The organism is Micromonospora musae, from assembly GCF_003626635.1.
GTDB classification, from domain to species: domain Bacteria; phylum Actinomycetota; class Actinomycetes; order Mycobacteriales; family Micromonosporaceae; genus Micromonospora; species Micromonospora musae.
The window spans coordinates 237204-256169 of sequence record NZ_RAZT01000012.1 but is presented as its reverse complement, the minus strand read 5'-3'; the positions used below and the strand labels follow the sequence as shown (position 1 = coordinate 256169).

Here is an 18966-nt window from a genome sequence, read left to right as displayed (position 1 = left end):
TCCGGACGCTCCCGAGGGACACCACGGCTACGGGCAGTACCGCGAGACCTACAAGAAGGTCGACGGGCAGTGGCTGATCGACTCGGTGCTGCTCACCCGCTTCTGGATGGACCCGCTTGAGAGCTGGGTTGCGAATGCCTGATCGGGATCCGGCACGCCATCGGCGCATGGACGAGCAGCAGAACCAGAGCCGGCCGAGCACCGCGCCACCCTTGGACGGTGTGGCCGGCGTCCGCGCGGACGCGCGGCACAACCGACGCCAGCTGATCGCAGCGACACGGGAGGCGATCGCCTCCCGTGGGCTCGACGTGTCGGCTTTGGACATCGCGAAGGCGGCGGGCGTGGGGGTAGGCACGTTGTATCGGCGCTTCGGCACCAAGGAGGCGCTACTCGACGCCGTCGTGCTCGGCCTCTACGACGAGTTGTGCGATACCGCGCAGGTCTGCATGGAGCGCCCGGATCCCTGGGACGGGCTGGCGGAGTTCATGATGGAGCTGGCCGGAGCACATCGGGACAGCCGCGGACTAGCCGAGGTCACCGCTGAGTGCGAGGGGCCACCGTCACCCGAGCTCGCACAGCGGACCGCCGCACTGCAGGACGCGGTCATCTTGCTCACCGAGCGGGCGCGCGCGGCAGGCTACCTGCGCGAGGACGTGACCTGGCAGGACGTCTTGATCTGCTCACGCGCGTCGCTGGACACCGACCACTGCCTCGGCGTCGACGCAGGGCCGGACGGGTGGCGTCGAGTCGTCACGATCCTGCTCGACGGAATGCGCGCCCCCGGGCGAACCCCTCTTGAGGGGCCGGGGCCGCAGGTCCACAGCGCAGGATGACCGAAGAGCTGCACGCTCCGGCAGACAAAGGAAACCCTTCAAGGAATGAAGAATATGCACATCGAAATTTGGTCAGACATATCCTGCCCGTGGTGTTTCATTGGAAAGGCCCGGTTCAACAAGGCACTTGCCACGTTCTCTCACGCGGAGCATGTGAAGGTAGCGCACCGTTCCTTCGAGCTCGACCCCCGGCTGGCCCAGACCCGCCCGACAACCGGCGCGGCGCACGCGGAGAAGTACGGCATGACCCCGGCACAGGCCCGAGCGGCCGAGGCGAACCTCGCGGGCATCGCCAGGAAGGAGGGCCTTGAATACCTCGTCGAGTTCCGGGACCACGGCAACACCTTCGACCTGCACCGACTGCTTCAGTTGGCCGCGACCCAGGGCCTGGAGCACGAGCTGCTGACACGGTTCTACGAGGGCAACTTCGCATCGGAGCGGACCATCTACGACTCCGAGCATCAGGTGGAACTCGCCGTCCACGCCGGACTCGACGAAGCCGAGGTAAGGACGGTCCTCGCCGACAAGCGGGCGTACGCCAACAAGGTACGCAAGGACGAGGCCGAGGCCGCACAGCTGGGCATAAACGCTGTACCGTTCTTCCTGATCGACCGGAAGTACGGGCTCTCCGGCGCCCAGCCGATCGAGGTCTTCTCCGAGGTGCTGGGGCGCGCCTGGACCGATCGCCAATCCGAACTGACAATCGTCGGCGCAGCCGACCAGGCCGGGTGCGACGCGGACGGCGCCTGCGACCTGCCCGGAAGAACAGGCGTGGGGGGGGACCGTCGCGCGACCGGCCGCCTGCTGACGGACCCCGGGTTCACCTATTAATCGGCGACGGACCCGGCAGTACCGCAGCGCGTGCATCGGCTGCTTTTCACTGGGAAGCGTCGAAGGTCGTCCTTGACTCCTGGATACCGGCGGCGTTCTCCACCGCCCACCCAGCGAGATTCCGCGCGACGGCGAGCAGGCTGAGGCCGCGCGAAGTCAGCGCGTAGTCGACTCGAAGGGGTTTGGTGTCCCGGAGGGTTCGGGTGACCAGACCGTCCCGCTCCAGCCCGCGCAGCGTGGCGCTCAACATGCGTTGAGTGATCGGTTCACTGAGCCGGCGCAGCTCGTTGAACCGCTTCGTGGTGTCGCCCAACTGGCAGATGACGACCACGGACCATTTGTCGCCGATTCGTTCGAGTACGTCCCGCACCAGCTCCCGGCCCTGCCCACACAAGGCCAAGGCCGTGTCGTCCGCGGATGTGATCGGATGCGCCATAGTCCAGAGTATACGAGATATACCAGGTGCCCAGGCTGCACTCATTTGGCACGGGTGGTTCCCCTCGTGATACCTGGGCACCTTGAGGTGCCTTCTTGTCGCTATACCCAGTTTTCCGCATACTCGTTCGGGTCGTTCGGATCCGATCCAAAGTGCGTGAACTAGACCATGAAAGGAATGCATTCGTGCGAGCTGTTGGTCTTTACAAGTTCGGCGGACCGGAGGTGCTGCAGGCGATCGAACTGCCGGATCCGCATGCTGGCCCGGGCGAGATTCGGGTGCACGTACGTGCGGCGGCGGTGAACCCGTCGGACACGCTGCTGCGGTCGGGTGCCCACGCACCTGCGCTCGCCGGGGTGCCGGGGCCCTACGTGCCCGGGATGGACGTCGCGGGTGTGGTCGACGAGATCGGCCCCGGAACGGAGACCGACCTGTCGATCGGTGACCCGGTGATGGCGATGCTCCTACCAGTGACTCCGGCCCCCGACGGCTCCCTCCAGAACAGCGGCGGCGGTTATGCGGAGTACGTGGTACGCCCGGCCAACTGGATCGTCCGTGCGCCTGCGGGCACCAGTCATGAGGCCGCCGCGACGCTGCCGATGAACGCATTGACCGCGATGCTGGCGCTCGACCAGTTGAATCTTGCGCCAGGCTCGACCCTGGCTGTGGTCGGGGCCGCCGGGGCGCTCGGTAGCTACCTGATCCAGATGGCCAGGCAGGCCGGCCTGATCGTGATTGGCGACGCTGCTCCGGCCGATGAGGCTCTGGTCCGTGAGTCCGGCGCGATCGACATCGTGGCCAGGGGCTCCGATGTCGCTGGACGCCTCCGGGCCCGCTATCCCGATGGCGTGGACGCGGTCGCTGACGTGGCGCTGTTCGGGTCGCGGCTCTTCGACGCCATCCGCGATGGGGGCACGCTGGTCCGGTTCCGCCAGAGCGACGAACCCGGCGGCTATCAGGCCGACAGCACCCGCGGGATCACGGTACGGACGCCGTTCGTGCCCGAGTACGCCGGACGGGCGGACAAGCTGGACGAGATCCGCCGTCTCGCCGAGTCGGGTGTGCTCATCCCGCGGGTCGCGAAGACCCTACCCGCCGCCGAGGCGCACGACGCGCACCGCCTGTTCGCAGCCGGCGGCGTTCGCGGCCGGCTCGTTCTCACCTTCTGAACCACCCACTGATCTGCCAACCCAGAGACTGAGACAAGGATCCATGATGTCCACCCGCTTCACCGACAAAGTCATCCTGGTCACCGGCGCCACCTCCGGCATGGGACGGGCCCTCGCAGAGCGGGTCGCCGCCGAGGGAGCGAAGGTCGTCCTGGCCGCACGCGGCAAGGACGCCGGCGAGACACTCGTCGCCGAGCTGCAGTCCGCCGGGCGAGAAGCGATCTTCGTGCCGACCGATGTGACGGTCGGCAGCGAGGTCGAGCAGCTGGTCCGGCAGGCGGTCGACCACTACGGCCGGCTCGACGGCGCCTTCAACAACGTCGGCGCGGCCACTGCGCACGGTCAGATCCACGAGGTCGACGAGGACGCCTGGAGCGCCGAGTTGGCACTCAACCTCAACAGTGTCTTTTTCGGACTGAAGTACCAGATTCCCGCGCTGCAGGCGTCCGGCGGCGGCGCCATCGTGAACAACGCCTCCAACGTCGGTGTCACCGGTGCGGCCGGCATGGCCGCCTACAGCGCCGCCAAGCACGGCGTCATCGGGCTTACCCGGTCGGCCGCACTCGACGTGGCCGAAACGGGTGTGCGGGTCAATGCGCTTGTCACCGGCGGCGTCGACACCCCGCTGCTACGGGGCGCGATGGGCCCGAATCCGGAGGAGGCCATCCGCGCTGCGGGCGCTATGCACCCGGTGGGCCGGATCGGGCGGCCCGATGAGATCGCCGCTCTCGCGGCCTTCCTTCTGAGCGACGAAGCCAGCTTCATCACTGGAGCCGCGCTCGCGATCGATGGCGGCCTGACCGCCGCCTGAGGACCCGGACGTCGATCTTCGGTGGGTGTGACGCCCCTGGCTGACGCGGTCACAGCCCTGAAAGGCTCACCGCCGGCTTCGTACGGGCGGCAGCTGATCGATCCAGTTGCCGGTCGGCCCGAGAAGGGGTCGAAGGGCGGCAGACCGCCGCCCTTCGACCCCCAGAATCACGAGAAACGTCACGCTGCTGGACGCGGCACAACGGTCACCTCGCGCGAGGCGTACCGGTCACGGGCCGAACCGAGCCCGCAGGCGAGGGTCGGCACGCCGAGGGCGATCAGCGCCGCCAGCGGAACGGCCCAGCTGCGGGTGGAGTCGTGTAGCGCCCCGAGAGCGAATGGGCCGACGGCCGCGAGGATGTATCCGGAGCACTGCGCCATACTCGACAGCTGAGCGGCGTGCCGGGCGTCCGGCGCGCGCAGCACGATGAACATCACCGACAGGCTCAGACCGGCACCCTGCCCCACACCCATCAGCGCCATCCACAGGTAGGTGTTCGCATCCGGCGTCACCAGGAGCCCGGCGAAAGCGGTCATGGTCAGCAGCGCGCTCAGCAGCACCAGCACGCCGGGGTGGAGCCAGCGGTTGGCCAGCATCGGCGTGAACAACGCTCCGACGATGGCGGACAGGCTGGAGAAGGAGAGCATCCAGCCGGCCGTACCGGACGACATCCCCGTGCCGGTGAGAATGGTCGGCAGCCAGGCCGCCGCGGAGTAGAAGACCAACGACTGCGCCGCGAAGTAGAACGCCACGAACCACGCCACGGGATGCGTCCAGAGACCCCGTACCAGCTGGTCACTGACGTCACCGCCGCGCGACCGGGACAGGCCCGCGCTCTCGTCCGCCGTCCGGCGGCGCAGCTGCGGCAGCCACACGAGCACGGCCAGGACGGCGAGGACACCCCACATCGCCAGCGCCGGTCGCCAGCCGAGGTGCAGGGCGTTGCGGACCGGCAGGGTCACGCCGGCGGCGAGCGCCGCGCCGATGAAGAGCGACATGGTGTAGATGCCCGACATGAGGGCCACCCGGGACCGGAACTCCTGCTTGATCACACCGGGCAGCAGCACGTTGGCCACAGCGATCGCCGCGCCGACGATGACGGTGCCGGTCAGCAGCGCGCTCGTGGGATGCAGCAGCCGCACGACGGTTCCGGCGGCCAGCAGCAGCATCATGACCAGGAGCACGGGGTTCACCCCGAACCGGCGTCCGAGGCGGGGCGCGAGCGGCGCGAGCAGGCCGAAACAGAGCAGGGGAAGCGTGGTGAGCAGACCGGCCAACGCCGTCGACATGCCGGTCTCGGCGCGCATGGTGTCGAGCAGCGGCGAGACGGCCACCACCCCGGGACGGAGGTTGATCGCCAGTAGCACCAGCCCGACGGCGAGCAGGACTGCCGATCGTCGGGGGGCCGAGCGATGGTGGCCGGCGTCGACGGTTGACACCCCCTGAGCGGGCGATGCACCGCGCTCCGCGGCCACTGGTGGATCGATGGACATAAGGCTTCCCCTCGAGCTGTGACTGCCGGCCGCACGCCGACATTTGATTGATGTATATCGATATATCGGCTCAGACGAACCCCCGTTCCGCAGGGTTGTTTCTCGACCGGGCCGCTCAGAACGGCGTGACGACTCCGGGCACGACGAAACGCGGCGCGTCCAGGAGGGCGGTAGGGCGCGTCGGACCGAGCGGACGCGAACGCCCGTCCATCAGGCACCGCCAAGGGTTACGGGGCGAGTCACCGCCGAGCGGGGGATCGATCAGCCAGCAACAGCCGCCGCACGCTGCGGCTCCGCGCCGGGCCGCTGACCGCGCCGCTTCCCCGCCCCCGCGGCGGCCGGCTCACCCGGCATTAGGCACCGAGGCCCTGAGCAGCGCCAGGGCGCCCCGGACGGCACGCTCGTACGGCACGACGGACTGTTCCGCCCGGGCCAGGGCGTAGCCACCCTGCACCACGGCCGCCAGCGCGGAGGCGGTCTCGTCGGCGTCGATCTCCGGGGCGAACTCACCGGCCGCCCGACCCTCCTCGATCACGTCGACGAGGAACCGGTGCAGCAGCGCAAAGGTCTCCCGGACCGGCTCGCGGAGCTGGTCGTTGACGACCACCTCCGGGTCGGCGACGAGCCGGCCCACCCGGCACCCGCGGAGCGCGTCGCGCTCCCGCAACAGGTACGCCGAGATCCGTTCGAACGCCGTCCCGTCGCCGGTGAGGACGGATCTCAGCTCTTCCTGCATCAACGCGGCGCTGCGCTGCTCGGCGGCCAGTACAAGGTCCCCCTTGCCCTGGAAGTGGTGGTACATGCTGCCCTGTCCGACTCCGGAGCGACGCAGGATGGCCGCCGGGCTCACGCCGACGTACCCGCGTTCCCAGAGCAGCTCGGAGGTTCCCTCGATCAGACGCTCACGCGCGTCGTCCTGTTGTCTGGCCACTCCACGACCATACCTACTAGTACGTATGTCGACCATGTGACGTGCCTCGCGGCGGTGCCGGCGCCCCGCCCTACCCGTCGTACCGGCGGATCGACGGCGTGTCGTTCACGTCCGGGCCGAAGAACTTGAAGATCACCAGATCGCCGTCCCCGGTGTTCTCCACGGGATGGGCGGCGGTCGCCGCGGCATGGCTCACCAACAGCTCGTCCCGGTCAGCATCACCACCACGCACGTCGTGCCCGCAGTACGTTCCGGAACCCGACCAGACCAGGATCGAGTACACCCCGTTCTCGGCCGCCGTGTGCCGCCGCCCGGGTGGCACGACGAGCTTCTTCCCGCTGAACTTCGGGGTGTTGTAGAAGATCCACCACTCCTCGCCACCGCCGTCGGTCTCGACCCGCTGCGGACTCAGGTGGTTGTTCTCGTAGAAGAACGGATCGCCGTTGAGCTCCCACTCCACGAAGTTGAGCGGGAAACGCTCGCCGTGCGCCTCCCGGTCGGCCGCGCGCACGTCGTGGAAGAGCAGCTCCTTGTCGATGATGCGACCGGCGTTGAGCGCCTGGAACATCGCGAAGACGTCCGAGTCCTCCTGCAACTCCACGGTGAGCGCCGTACCCGGCCCGTGCAGCACCCCCGACGGCACCTGGAAACCCTCGTCCGGCACCTGCAGCTCGGCCCGGGAGTGCCGCAGGATCAGGTCGCTGTCCCAGTCCACGAGGTACGGCAGGAGCACGTCGTACGCACGCTCCCGGACGATCCACGGGTGCACCCCGAAGAACGTCTCCGGGTGCGGGCCGGCATCGACGCCCGCCGGGAAGTAGTACGCCTCGTCCTTCGACCGGCGGCCCAGCAGCTCGGCGAAGCGCTGCGGCGGATGGATGTGGTACGGGATTCGCGCCCCGTAGTCCAGCAGCTTCGCCAGCCGTCCGAGACCCTGCGGATGACTCGCCGCGTACCCCGCGCCCATGATCGCGGCCGGATCGGCCGCCACGGCCTCGCGCAACGTCAGCCGGGGCCGGCCCGACGAGTCGACGATGCGGCTGAGCCCCTCGTCATCCGGCCCGATCCGGTTGTCCGCCTTCGTGGTCGAGCCCAGCCACCGCTCACAGAGGTAGCCCCGCTCGCCCAGGTCGTACGCCTCCTCGGGCAGGCCGAACCGCCGTCCGGGCGGCACCAGGTCCCGCGCCACGAACGCGGGCGCGAGACGCAGCACTCCCCCGCCGTCGTTCAACAGCTCCTCAACCAGCTGTCGGGGCGAAGCCTCGGTCACCCCTTGACCCCGCTCAACGCGATGCCCTGGCTGAATCGGTGCCGGAACAGCGGGAACGCCACGATCATGCGGAGGGTAGCGACCACCGAGCCGGCCGTCAGCCCGTTCCACGGCGTCCGATTCTTGACCACGCACAATGCTAGGCCGAGCGGCGCTGTGAATTTGTCGGAACCCGAGACCACGACGAGCGACCGCGAGTCCGTGTACCTCCGGTAGCCTGCCGGGCCGTGACCGACTGGGACGAGATCTACCGCAGCGACAGCACTCCGCCCGCCGGAGCCGACCTGGACGACCTGACCACCGAACTCGCCACGTGCCTCGGCGACGCCGACCCGGGCATACGCGACGGCACGCCGCACGCGGTGCTGCGCACCTGGATCGCCCGTGACGTCATCGCCGGCGAACGGCGTGCCTGGCTCGGCGACCAGATGGCGTCACGCTTCGCCGATCCGCGTATCGAGGCCCGCACCTTCGCACCCTTGGTCCTGGACATGATCGTCAGCCGGGGCGACCTGCGCCCAGGCTGGCTGGAGTCATTCGTGCGCTGGTACCCGGCCGAGACCGACCTGCGCGGCTACGACGACGAACTTGGCTGGCTGCACGCGGTCGCTCACGGCGCGGACCTGCTCGGCACACTCGGCCGCCATCCTGAAGTCGACCCGGCCGGAATGCTTGACGTGGCGGCCGCGCGGCTGATCGCACCCACCGACCACCTCTATGCCGAGCGTGAGGACGAACGGCTCGGCCACGCGATCGCACTGACCCTCACCCGCCCTCAACTGACCCCACGGCAATCGCTGGGCTGGCTCGAAACGATCGAGGAAGAGCTCAACAGCTTCACTCCAGGCATCACTCCGGCCCACGTCAGCAACACCTTGCGCACCCTGCGCATGCTCTACCTACTGACTCACCTCGGCGTACCCGACGGGCACGGCGGGGCGCGCATCCAGCTGACGCACCGCGACTCGATCATGGGACGGCTGGCCGCTGTGCTGTCCTGAGGTTGCAACGCCGAATCCTCGCTCGGCAACGGTCAGCAACGACCGATCCGTGCCCCGGACGGCGCCGCGTCGAGGATCGTCAGATAGTGGTCGATGAAAGCCTCCGGCCGTACGCCGACCGCCACCTCGTGCGGCCCCGTCCCGCCCTCTTCGGCGGCTCGCCAGGTCGTCACGCCCGCCGCCGGCCCGGAAGACCGGTCGACCGTCACCTCACCGGCGGCGAACACGCAGAGCGCCGGGTCGAAGAGGGTCGCCGCGGCCAGCGGGTCGTGGAACGTGATCTCGGACCGCTCGGCGAACCACGACGCGGCCATGTCCGCGACCGGCCGCAGCAGCGGACTCGTGCAGTGCTCCAGGAAGGCCTCGGCCTCCATCCGCACCCGTGTCGTCGCGTCGAGGCCGATCGAGCGGTGCACCGGCACCCGGGCCGCGTACACCCGGGCCGCCGCATGCGGATCGCAGCGCACGTTCCACTCCGGGCCGGGCACCGTGGTGAACGCCCCACCCATCAGCACCAGCGACCCCAGCAGCGACGGGATCTCCGGATCCACCGCGAACAGCAGCGCCACGTTCGTCAGCGGGCCGATCGCCAGCAACGTGACCTCGCTTGGACGCTCCCGGATCGTCCGCCGCAGGAACTCCACCGCCGCACCGGCGGGGAACGAGGTCTCGTGCTCCCACCGGGCCAACGCGGCCGCCTGCGTCGGCGGCCCCTGAACGGACGGGCCGGCCAGCGGCTGCGCGGCTCCGGGAAGGATCGGCACCGTGCGCCCCGCCGCCCGGCACAGCACGCTCGCCAGGGCGGCGCGCTGCTCGGGCTCGGCGCTGACCGTGGTGATGCCCAGCAGCTCGCACCGGGGCTGCGCGAGCAGGTACGCGAGGCAGGCGGCATCGTCGATGTCGTTGCCGATGTCGGTGTCCAGCAGGACCGGGGTGCTCTCCATGGCGGGATCGATTATCCGAACTGCCGGCCCGGGAAGCAGCGGAAGCAGGCGATGCCGCCGCCGGCTCGGCCAACGTACGAGCCGATGCGGTGAACGGGCGGTTCCGGACGGTGAGCGGCACGCCACACCGGCCGGATCTGCCTGCACCGCAACGCGTGTCGCGTATCGACGGTGTGAAAACCCGGCCCCGCCGCGTACCGAACACGTCAAGATCCTTGCTCGCCGCCACGAGGTCGAGGTGTGCTGGTCACGTCGGGGCGATCGAACCCGACGGGGTGAAAGGAAGACGTGGGTCCCCTCGAAACGGCGAGCCCTCCAACCGCCTGACCAGGTCGATGCGGTCCAGACAGCGCAGCGACCCCCCGCGGCGGCGGGAGCCCGCCACCCGTCCCTTTCCGCCTCCACGCGGCAGGTCCTCGCCGGTTCGGCCGGGACCTGCCGCGACCCCATTCGACAGAGAGCAACGACCGTGCACGAGATCATCGAATCGGGCGTCACCGCCGCCGATGCCGCCGGCTACGTCGAGGCCACCATCCGGCCCGACGGACGTCTCGCGGCACTGCGGATCGACCCCCGCGCCATGTACGACCTGACCGCCGCCGAACTCGCCGGCGCCTGCATCGAGGCGATCCAGCGCGCCTGCTCGGCGCGGGCCGATACCACCCACCACACCGCCTGAGGCGAGAAGAAGATGCCTGCCATCACCGTCGATCACCCAGCCACCACCAGCGCCGGCCGTAACCGGTCGGCGGAACTCCGCGCGCACCGCCCGCGGACCGCGCTCGTCACCGGCGCCGCGGGAGGCATCGGCCAGGCGGTCGCCGCGCGGCTGACCGCCATGGGATGGCGGGTGCTGCTGCACGCCCGCACCAGTGCCGAGGGCGCGGTCGCCGCCGACCGCCTGATCAGTCAGGGCGCGGACCCGGAGCGGCTACGGCCGGTCGCGGCCGACTTCACCCACCTGGCGGAGGTGCGCGACCTCGCCGACCAGGTCACCTCCCCACTGGACCTGTTGGTGAACAACGCCGCCGTCGCCGGTGAGATGCGGCGCGCGGAGACCGTGGACGGCCACGAGCTGACCTGGCAGGTCGACTACCTCGCCCCGTACCTGTTGACCCGGTTGCTGCTGCCCGCGCTGAGCGCGGCGGGTGGGTCGCGGGTGGTCAACCTCTCGTCGAGCCTGCACCGGATGGGAGACCTGCGCTGGGACGATCTCGACCGCACCGGACGGTACTCGCCGGTCGCGGCCTACGCCCAGGCGAAGCTGGCCCTCACCATGTTCGGCGCCGAACTGCCCGAGCGCGTCGACGGGGTGGCCGTGGTGAACGTGCACCCGGGCGTGGTGCGCACGTCCCTGACGCGCCTCTACAGCCGCAGCGGCGCCCCCGTCGAGGACGGCGCGTTGGCGGTGCTGCGCGCGGCGGTCAGTGACACCGTCAGCGGCGGATACTACGAGGGCACCCTGCGAGCCGTGCCCGCTCCGATCGTCGCCGACCGTCCGAGCGCGCGGCGGCTGTGGCGGCTCAGCGAACGGCTGGTCGGCCTGGACGTGCTCAGCCGCGCCTGACTCCCGGGTGGGAGCCGGACCCCGCGCTCCACGGGGCCCGGCACCGACCGGGGCGGTCAGCCCTCGGCGCAGCACGAGTGGCGGCCCGCCTCGACGTAGTGCGGGTCGTGCCACCAGTACCGGGCGTTCTCCGGATGCGCCGGCAGCGGCGGCAGCACCCTGCTCGCCGCGATCGTCGCCCTGGGTTCGCCGGTGAACGGTGCGAGCAGCTCGTCAACGCTGTGCAGCACCCCGTTGACCATGGTCAGCCGCACGTTGGCCGCTTGGTCGATGTCGGTGAGCGGGTCGCCGCCGAGCACCGCCAGGTCCGCGTACCCGCCGGGCACGAGCTGACCGATCGGCTCCTCGAGGAACTCTCCCGCCGCCCGGGTGGCGGTCGTCAAGGCCTCGTACGGCGTGAGCCCGTACTTCACCATGGCGCGCAGGTTGAGGTGCAGGCTGACCGCGTTGAACGCGATGGGTGAGTCCGTACCGGTGAGCACCCGCCCGCCGCCGCGGATCATCGCCGCCGCCTGCGCGACCTGCCGGGCCAGGTTCTCCCGGTTGGCTCTCTGGTCGGTGGTCTGCGCGGCGGTGGCCGCGGCTTGCAGCGCGGCGTACTGCCAGGACGGGTAGAGCGTGCGGACCCGCCGGTCGGTGACGAGCGAGGTGTCCTCGCGCAGCAGCGTGTTCGCACCGAACAGGGTGGGGGTGCGGGCGGCCCGCGAGGTGTTGAAGATGTCGATGACGTCCTGGTACCCGGCACCGATCGCCGTGACGGTGCGGGAGTAGCCGAACCGGTTCGTCGCGCCGGTGTGCTCCATGCCGTCGCTGCCGAACGCGAACGCCGGGTAGTGGTAGTGCGAGGTGGAGTGCACACCCCGCCGGTGCGCCCACGCGACCACGGCCCGCTGCCATTCGACCGGCAGCCGGACGTAGGCCTTCATCAGGTCGTAGTCGAGCGCCCCGGCCCGCTCCAGCTCCAGCTCCAGCTGCCGCTCGTCGAAGGTCGGCCGCATGAAGTTGTAGTAGATCCGGGGCCCGTCCACGGCCTCACCGGTGCCGAAGTACCGCGGCCCGATCCGGGCACCGGACTGGATCGACTCCCGCTCCTCCACCATGTGATAGGCGGGGCTGCCGGGCGAGCGGGTGGTGGTCACGCCGAGGGAGAGCCAGAGGCGGTTCTGCCGGGCGCCGTAGGCGTAGCCCTGCATCTCCCGGTGGTGGTGCATGTCGATCAGGCCGGGGATCACCACCCCGTCGCGCGCGTCGACGAGCCGCCCGTCGCGACCCGGCCGGGACGACTCGACGGCGGTGATCCGATGCCCCTCGACCACCACATCCACGTCCGTGCGCAGCCGCCGGCCGACGCCGTCCCAGAGGCGTCCGGCCCGGATCACCGTACGCCCGCGCGGCCGGCTGTTGGCCCAGCTCAGACCGACCGGCACGGTACGGGGTGCGCCGCCGCCGGCCGACACCAGCCGCAGCCGCCCGTTGTTCAGGTAGAGCAGCCGCGTCGAGTCGCCGCTCCAGCTCGGCGCGTCGGTGACCTCGTTGGTCACCTGACGGGGCGGGCCGGCGAAGGTGCCGTCGGGGTGGACGTCGACCACCCAGAGCACGCTGGCCACCACGAAGGCCATCCGCCGGCCGTCGGGCGACCAGACCGGCCCGTCGTCGCCCCGGGTCTGGATCGACCGGTGCGGCATCGGGTCGACGTAGCGGGCGGCTCCGGACGTCCGGTCGACCAGCAGGATCTTGCTGAGACCCTCCCGGTAGCGGGCGGAGTAGGGCACCACCGCGGCGAGGGCGATCACCCGGCCGTCGGCCGACCAGGTGGGGCGGCCGGGTTCGAAGGTCGCGCCGAAGACCGGCTGTACCTGCCCCGTGGCCACTTCGACGGTGTAAAGCGCGCCGTTCTGGTCGAGGAACGCCAGGCGGTCGCTCTGCGGTGACCAGGTACCGGAGACGGCGGCAGCGTCCGGCAGATCGGTCAGCTGCCGCTCCGCGCCGGTGCGCAGGTCACGCAGCCAGATGTCCAACTTCCCGCCCCGGTCGGTGGAGTACGACAGGTACCGCCCGTCGGGCGACCACGCCGGGTCGCACTTCCACCACTGGTCGCGGGTGAGCGGGCGGGGCGGCTGCCCGATCGTCAGCAGGTAGATGTCGTTGAGCGCGCGGAAGGCCACCTGCCGGCCGTCCGGGGAGAGCACCGGGCTGCCGATGCCGACGACCGGCCTGCGGGTCGTCGAGTCGAAGTCGCGCCGCCGCTTGCGGTACCGGGGCGTGGCGACGGTCACCGGGGCGACGAAGCCGATGTCGTGGCGGCGGTCGCCGTCGAGCCGGCGACGCCGGATCCGGCCGTCCGCCGTGTAGACGAACTCGCGGTCCGAGCGCCAGGAGACCCGGAACGGGTAGGCGTCCTCGCCGGTGACCAGCGGCGCGTCGCCCCGCCACAGCTCGCTGCGGCCGTCGAGCAGCCGGTGGTAGACCAGGTCACGGCCGTCCGGGGTCCAGGCCGGGCTGTGCAGCACCGCGCCGGTCGGCCCGGTGACCGCGGTGCTCCGCGCGCCGCTTTCGACGTCGACCACGTCGATGCGGGTGTTCGCAACCACGAACGCGATCCGGGTGCCGTCCGGCGACCAGGCCGGCTCGTACTCCTCCAGTTCGCTGTCGGCGACGACCGCGGTCTGCCCGCTCTTCAGGTCGAGCAGGTGGATTCCGTAGCTGCCGGAGCGGTCGGAGGAGAAGGCGATGCGTCGCCCGTCCGGGGAGAAACGCGGCTCGCGGTGGTCGTACGGGCCGTGGGTGAGCTGCCGGAGACCGGAGCCGTCCGGACGGATCAGCCACAGGTTGAAGTTGCCGTCCCGGTAGGACTGGAAGGTGATCGTCGAGCTGTCCGGCGCCCACTCGGGCTGCGCGATGTCGAACAGGTCGCTGGTGAGCCGGCGGGCCGGACCGCCCGACGCCGGTAGCACCCACAGGACGCTGACCAGGTCCATCGCGATCGTCCGGCCGTCCGGCGAGAGCTGGGCCGCCACATCGGTGCCCTGCCGCAGCGAGATCCGGCGTTCCCGGTCCGCCGTCTCGTCGTGCCCTCCGGCCAGCGCCGGGCTCGCGATCGCTACCCCACTCCCCGCGAGCGCCGCCGCGCCGGCCGTGCCTGCCAGGAGATCCCGTCTCCGTACGCCCGTCATCGTGCCTCCCCGCCGAAGCCTCCATCGAATATCTCCGATGGTTGTCCTGCTTCGGAACGCGGGGCAGCTCCCACTCGCCCGCCTGCGGCCAGCGGACCGGCAGCTGCGGCGATCGGCTCGTTTCCGGCGTTCAGCGGCACGCCGGCCGCCGAGCTCAATGCCCTGCGGGAACTCCTCCGACGCCACGGACCGCCCCAGGACCCCGCGGGGTAGGCGCTGATCATCCTCCTTATGGGTGCCATAAGTGCGACGAATAGCGGCGTGCAGCGACCGCCGACTAGCGTGAGTCGGGCATTTTGACCAGGTGCCCCTGACAACCCACCTGCGCCGCCGCCCGACATCTCCCAAGGAAGCGGAGCCATGAGCACCCCGAACCGCACGCTGCAGAGCGACATCCTCATCATCGGCTTCGGAAAGGGCGGTAAGACCGCGGCCGCCACCTTGGGCCGGTCCGGCAAGCGGGTCGTGCTCGTGGAGCAGTCGGAGCGCATGTACGGCGGCACCTGCCCGAACGTGGGGTGCGTACCGACGAAGGGCCTCGTGCACAGGTCGCAGCGACGCCGCCCCGAGGACCCCGCGCAGGACTGGTACGCGCGCTCCGTCCAGGAGGTCCAGCAGACCCGGGAGATGATGCGCCGGGGCAACTTCGACAACTTGAGCAGCATCGAGACCGTCACCGTGATCACCGGGCGGGCCTCCTTCGCCGACCCGCACACGGTCACCGTCGTCACCGGCGACGAGCACCTCACCGTCACCGCCGACACCATTCTCATCAACACCGGGTCCGAACCGGTCGTCCCCGACGTCCCCGGCCTCGCCACCAGCAGGTACATCAGGTCCAGCACCGACCTGATCGAGACGGCCACCCTGCCGGAGCGGCTCGCGATCGTCGGCGGCGGGTACCTGGGCATCGAGTTCGCCGCCATCTACCGCCGGTTCGGCTCGCAGGTCACCCTCTTCGAACGCACCGCCCGGATCCTCGGCCGCGAGGACGACGACGTCGCCGCCGTGGCCACGCACATCCTGGTCGACGAGGGCATCCACCTCGTCACGGCGGCCCAGGTGACGGAGGTGCGCGACGGCGACAACGGCGCGACGATCGGGTACGACAAGGACGGCGAGCAGCACACCCTCGAGGTCGACGCGATCCTCGCCGCCGCCGGCCGTGCACCGGCGACCCGTGACCTGAACCTGGCAGCCGCTGGCGTCCGCACCACCGCAGCGGGAGCGGTCGAGGTCGACGAGCACCTGCGGACGAGCCAACCCCACATCTTCGCCCTCGGCGACGTGCGCGGCGGGCCGCAGTTCACCTACCTCTCGCTCGACGACAGCCGGGTCGTCCTCGACCAGCTCACCGGCGAGGGCCTCCGATCCACGGCCGATCGCATCGTCCCCCGCACGCTCTTCATGACCCCGCCCCTGGCGACCGTGGGCATGACCGAACGGGAGGCCCGGAAGGCGGGACACCGGGTGAAGATCGCCCGCGAGGCGGTCGCGGAGATCGTGGCGATGCCCCGCGCGTACGCGGTGGAGGAGACCCGCGGCGTCATGAAGTTCGTGATCGACGCCGCCACGGACCGGATTCTCGGTGCCGCGATCCTCAGCATCGACGCTCAGGAGATCATCAACACCGTCGCGCTCGCCATGCGGCACGGAGTCACCGCAGCCGAACTCCGCGACGCCGTCTACACCCATCCGAGTTCGACCGAGGCGTTCAACGAGGTGCTCGCCACCATCGTGCGGGCCGACGAGCCGTAACAGCCCCGACCACTGGGCCCAGCAGTCCCCACCAGGCACGCTGTGATCCACATCACCCCGGCTCACGATCCAGCCGCCCCACCCGTCTCGTGGTCGTCACCGACACGAAAGAGGGCGGACAGATGAACAGGATCGTGATTCTCGGCGCCGGGTACGCGGGCCTCATCACGGCGGTCAGCCTCGCCGGGCGCACCCGGCGGCGCGAGGACGTCCAGATCACCATCGTCAACGCGGAGGAGCGGTTCACCGAACGGTTGCGGCTGCACCAGACCGCATCCGGCCAGCGGCTCGCCGACCTGCGCATCCCGGAGCTGCTGGCCGGAACCCGGGTGGAGTTCGTACGCGGCTGGGTCACCGGCATCGACACCGCCGCCCACCGCGTCCGCGTCGACGACGGGCGGGAGATCGAGTACGACCGGCTGGTCTACGCGCTCGGCGCCACCGCCGACACCGACACCGTTCCCGGCGTCGGCGAACACGCGTACACGCTCGACAGCGCGCACGACGCCGAACTGCTCGCCCGGAAACTGGCGAGCCTCGGCCGCGGCACGGTGGTGGTCTGCGGCGGCGGGTTGACCGGCGTCGAGGCCGCGGCCGAGGTCGCCGAGCAGCACCCCGGCCTGGACGTGGTGCTGCTCGGCAGGCAGGAGCCGGGATCGATGATGGCCCCCAAGGCCAAGGCGCACCTGCACGCCGGTCTCGCCCGGCTCGGCGTCCGGGTCGTCAACGGCGTGGAGATCGTCAAGGTACGCCCCGGATCGGTCGACCTTGCCGACGGCACCAGCGTCCAGGCGGACGCCGTGCTCTGGACCAGCGGCGTGCGGGTGCCGGTGCTGGCCGCCGCGGCAGGCCTGCGGGTCGACGGCAGCGGCCGCATCGTCACCGACCCGGCGCTGCGCTCGGTGTCGCACCCGCAGGTCTACGCCGTCGGCGACGCCGCCGCGATCCAGCAGGGCTACGGGGTGCTGCACGGCACCTGCGGGAGCGGCCTGGCCAACGGCGTGCACGCGGCGACGTCGATCGTGCGGGAGCTCGACGGCGGAGAGCCCCGAACCTTCCGCTTCGGCTACATCCACGCGGCCGTCAGCCTCGGCCGCCACGACGCGGTCATCCAGTTCACCCACCCCGACGACAGCCCGAAACGGTTCTTCCTGACCGGCCGCCCTGCGGTCTGGTACAAGGAGACGGTGAGTTCGATCGCGTGGCCGTCGTTCGGCCAGCTCAAGACGTTCCCCGCAATGGGAGCGTTCGTGTGGCGCCGCGGCGGCCGGTTCACCCGATGACCGACGAGCCGGGCGGTGGGGCCTTCGACAAGCACCGCAACCTGCTCTTCTCCGTCGCGTACCGCGTCCTCGGCGTCGCCGCCGACGCCGAGGACGTCGTGCAGGACACCTGGCTGAAATGGTCGGCGGCCGACCGCTCCCAGGTCGCCGACCCGAAGTCCTACCTGGTGCGGATCACCACGAACCTGGCGATGGACCGGCTGCGCTCGGCGCAGACCCGACGCGAGACCTACATCGGCCCGTGGCTACCCGAGCCGATCCTCACCAGCACCGACGCGGCCGACGACGTGGCCACCGCCGACACCGTGTCGATGGGGCTGCTGGTCGTGCTGGAGACGCTGACCCCGCTCGAACGCGCGGTCTTCGTGCTCAAGGAGGCCTTCGGTTTCACGTACGCCGAGATCGCCCAGGCCGTGGAGCGCTCCGAGGAGACCGTACGCCAGGCCGCGCACCGGGCACGCGGGCACGTACGAGCCCGCCGGCCGCGATTCCCGACCGATCGCACCCGCCAGCGGGCGGTCACCGAGCGTTTCCTCGCCGCCGCGGCGGGCGGCGACATCAACACGTTGATGCAGCTGCTCGCCCCGGACGTGACACTCTGGACCGACGGTGGCGGCAAGGTCCGCCAGGCGATCCGCCCGATCACCGGCGCGCAGCGGGTGTCCACCTGGTTCGCGGCGGTCGCGGTCCAGCCCTACCAGGGCATCGAACCGGTCAACATGGCCATCGAGGTGGTCGAGCTCAACGGGCAGGTGGGTCTGGTCTTCGGCGACGGTGGGCGGATCGTCGCCACCGTCACCTTCGACCTGAACGACGACGGCGTGATCACCGGCATCCACGACGTCGCCAACCCCGACAAGCTCCGCGCCGTCACTGCCCGGACGGTCCACCACCTCTAGAGGAATGAGTCCGAAGTGCGGGCTGGTCAGTGGTCGTAGGCGTCAGTGTTCTGCACCTTGCCGAACCGAGGAAAGATCTTCTCGATGGTGAAGTTGTGTTCCTCGGCGGCGAACCCGGACATCGCGTCGGCGACGAACTCCAACTCGTAGCCGTAGTCGCTGGCCGCCCGTGCCGTGGACTCCACCCCCATCGTGGTGACCAGCCCAGCGAGGACCAGTGTGTTCACCCCACGACTCTGCAACTGGTCGTGCAGGTCGGTGTTGTGGAATGACCCGATGGTGCGCTTGACCACCACAATGTCGTCGGGTTGGACCAGGCCATCGGCGAAGTCACTGCCGGGTGGCTGCTCAGACACGTTCGGCCGCTCCACCCGGACCAGAACCACCGGATGATCGTTCGCGCGGAACGCCGTGGCCAGCCGACCGCAGCGTTCAAGAACCTGTTGGCCGGAGTGGGGGGCAACAGGCAGAGCGATGATTCGCGGCATCAGGTCGATCAGTACGAGAGCGGTGGTCATGGAGATGATCATAATTGGCATCGTGACCCGTCCGGCGACCCTCGACTCG

General features: G+C 70.3%; 18 protein-coding genes. 10 read left to right on the top strand and 8 right to left on the bottom strand.

The annotated features are described in order from the left end of the window. Window positions 1-167: 167 nt before the first annotated feature. Both D7044_RS24040 and D7044_RS24035 read left to right on the top strand, forming a co-directional pair. Entirely contained in the window at window positions 168-833 is a 666-nt protein-coding gene (locus D7044_RS24040; protein ID WP_158610030.1) for a TetR/AcrR family transcriptional regulator, read from the top strand. A gap of 45 nt (window positions 834-878) precedes the next feature. Next, complete coding sequence (locus tag D7044_RS24035; RefSeq protein ID WP_233565105.1) at window positions 879-1664, top strand: DsbA family oxidoreductase; 786 nt, start codon at window positions 879-881, stop codon at window positions 1662-1664. 46 nt (window positions 1665-1710) lie between these two features. On the opposite strand, the gene D7044_RS24030 is transcribed toward D7044_RS24035, so the two are convergent. Beyond that, a complete protein-coding gene (locus D7044_RS24030) occupies window positions 1711-2100 on the bottom strand; it encodes a winged helix-turn-helix transcriptional regulator (RefSeq protein WP_120684465.1) in 390 nt (129 codons plus the stop codon). A gap of 224 nt (window positions 2101-2324) precedes the next feature. On the opposite strand from D7044_RS24030, the gene D7044_RS24025 reads away from it, so the two are divergent. Further along, the gene (locus D7044_RS24025; protein WP_199716748.1) at window positions 2325-3269 is read left to right on the top strand and encodes a quinone oxidoreductase family protein; all 945 of its coding nucleotides are present in this window, start codon (window positions 2325-2327) and stop codon (window positions 3267-3269) included. Between the two features lie 46 nt (window positions 3270-3315). Further along, window positions 3316-4080 carry a glucose 1-dehydrogenase gene (locus D7044_RS24020; RefSeq protein ID WP_120684461.1) on the top strand — a complete coding sequence of 255 codons (765 nt, stop codon included), beginning with the start codon at window positions 3316-3318 and terminating at the stop codon, window positions 4078-4080. Window positions 4081-4259: 179 nt separating this feature from the next. Here D7044_RS24020 and D7044_RS24015 read toward each other — a convergent pair whose 3' ends face one another. From D7044_RS24015 to D7044_RS33320, 4 genes are all read right to left on the bottom strand, one after another. Continuing rightward, window positions 4260-5519 (bottom strand): CynX/NimT family MFS transporter, encoded by a 1260-nt coding sequence (locus tag D7044_RS24015; protein ID WP_199716747.1) that lies wholly within the window; start codon window positions 5517-5519, stop codon window positions 4260-4262. A 397-nt stretch (window positions 5520-5916) separates the two neighbouring features. Continuing rightward, window positions 5917-6504, bottom strand: a complete 588-nt coding sequence (locus D7044_RS24010) for a TetR/AcrR family transcriptional regulator (RefSeq protein ID WP_199716746.1) — start codon at window positions 6502-6504, stop codon at window positions 5917-5919. Window positions 6505-6574: 70 nt separating this feature from the next. Next, on the bottom strand, window positions 6575-7774 hold the full coding sequence (locus D7044_RS24005) for a cupin domain-containing protein (RefSeq protein ID WP_120690264.1): 1200 nt from the start codon (window positions 7772-7774) through the stop codon (window positions 6575-6577). Continuing rightward, on the bottom strand, window positions 7771-7905 hold the full coding sequence (locus D7044_RS33320; RefSeq protein WP_267901614.1) for a hypothetical protein: 135 nt from the start codon (window positions 7903-7905) through the stop codon (window positions 7771-7773). The genes D7044_RS24005 and D7044_RS33320 overlap by 4 nt, the downstream gene beginning before the upstream one ends. 96 nt (window positions 7906-8001) lie before the next feature. On the opposite strand from D7044_RS33320, the gene D7044_RS23995 reads away from it, so the two are divergent. After that, window positions 8002-8775 (top strand): DUF2785 domain-containing protein, encoded by a 774-nt coding sequence (locus D7044_RS23995; protein ID WP_120690262.1) that lies wholly within the window; start codon window positions 8002-8004, stop codon window positions 8773-8775. Between the two features lie 32 nt (window positions 8776-8807). On the opposite strand, the gene D7044_RS23990 is transcribed toward D7044_RS23995, so the two are convergent. Beyond that, entirely contained in the window at window positions 8808-9719 is a 912-nt protein-coding gene (locus D7044_RS23990) for a nucleoside hydrolase (protein ID WP_120690261.1), read from the bottom strand. A 469-nt stretch (window positions 9720-10188) separates the two neighbouring features. Here D7044_RS23990 and D7044_RS23985 point away from each other — a divergent pair, with 469 nt between their 5' ends. Next, window positions 10189-10398, top strand: a complete 210-nt coding sequence (locus D7044_RS23985) for a YbaB/EbfC family nucleoid-associated protein (RefSeq protein WP_120684449.1) — start codon at window positions 10189-10191, stop codon at window positions 10396-10398. Window positions 10399-10410: 12 nt separating this feature from the next. Further along, window positions 10411-11286, top strand: a complete 876-nt coding sequence (locus tag D7044_RS23980; protein WP_120690260.1) for an SDR family NAD(P)-dependent oxidoreductase — start codon at window positions 10411-10413, stop codon at window positions 11284-11286. Between the two features lie 56 nt (window positions 11287-11342). On the opposite strand, the gene D7044_RS23975 is transcribed toward D7044_RS23980, so the two are convergent. Further along, complete coding sequence (locus D7044_RS23975; protein WP_120690259.1) at window positions 11343-14459, bottom strand: amidohydrolase family protein; 3117 nt, start codon at window positions 14457-14459, stop codon at window positions 11343-11345. A gap of 360 nt (window positions 14460-14819) precedes the next feature. On the opposite strand from D7044_RS23975, the gene D7044_RS23970 reads away from it, so the two are divergent. The 3 genes from D7044_RS23970 to D7044_RS23960 all read left to right on the top strand — a co-directional run bounded on the left by D7044_RS23970 (window position 14820) and on the right by D7044_RS23960 (window position 18399). Next, on the top strand, window positions 14820-16217 hold the full coding sequence (locus D7044_RS23970; RefSeq protein WP_120681982.1) for an FAD-dependent oxidoreductase: 1398 nt from the start codon (window positions 14820-14822) through the stop codon (window positions 16215-16217). Between the two features lie 122 nt (window positions 16218-16339). Beyond that, a complete protein-coding gene (locus D7044_RS23965) occupies window positions 16340-17500 on the top strand; it encodes an NAD(P)/FAD-dependent oxidoreductase (protein ID WP_120690282.1) in 1161 nt (386 codons plus the stop codon). Then, window positions 17497-18399: an RNA polymerase sigma-70 factor gene (locus D7044_RS23960; RefSeq protein ID WP_120690281.1), complete on the top strand. Its 903-nt coding sequence runs from the start codon at window positions 17497-17499 to the stop codon at window positions 18397-18399. The genes D7044_RS23965 and D7044_RS23960 overlap by 4 nt, the downstream gene beginning before the upstream one ends. Before the next feature lie 26 nt (window positions 18400-18425). Here D7044_RS23960 and D7044_RS23955 read toward each other — a convergent pair whose 3' ends face one another. Beyond that, entirely contained in the window at window positions 18426-18917 is a 492-nt protein-coding gene (locus D7044_RS23955) for an isochorismatase family protein (protein ID WP_120681980.1), read from the bottom strand. Between the last annotated feature and the right edge of the window lie 49 nt (window positions 18918-18966).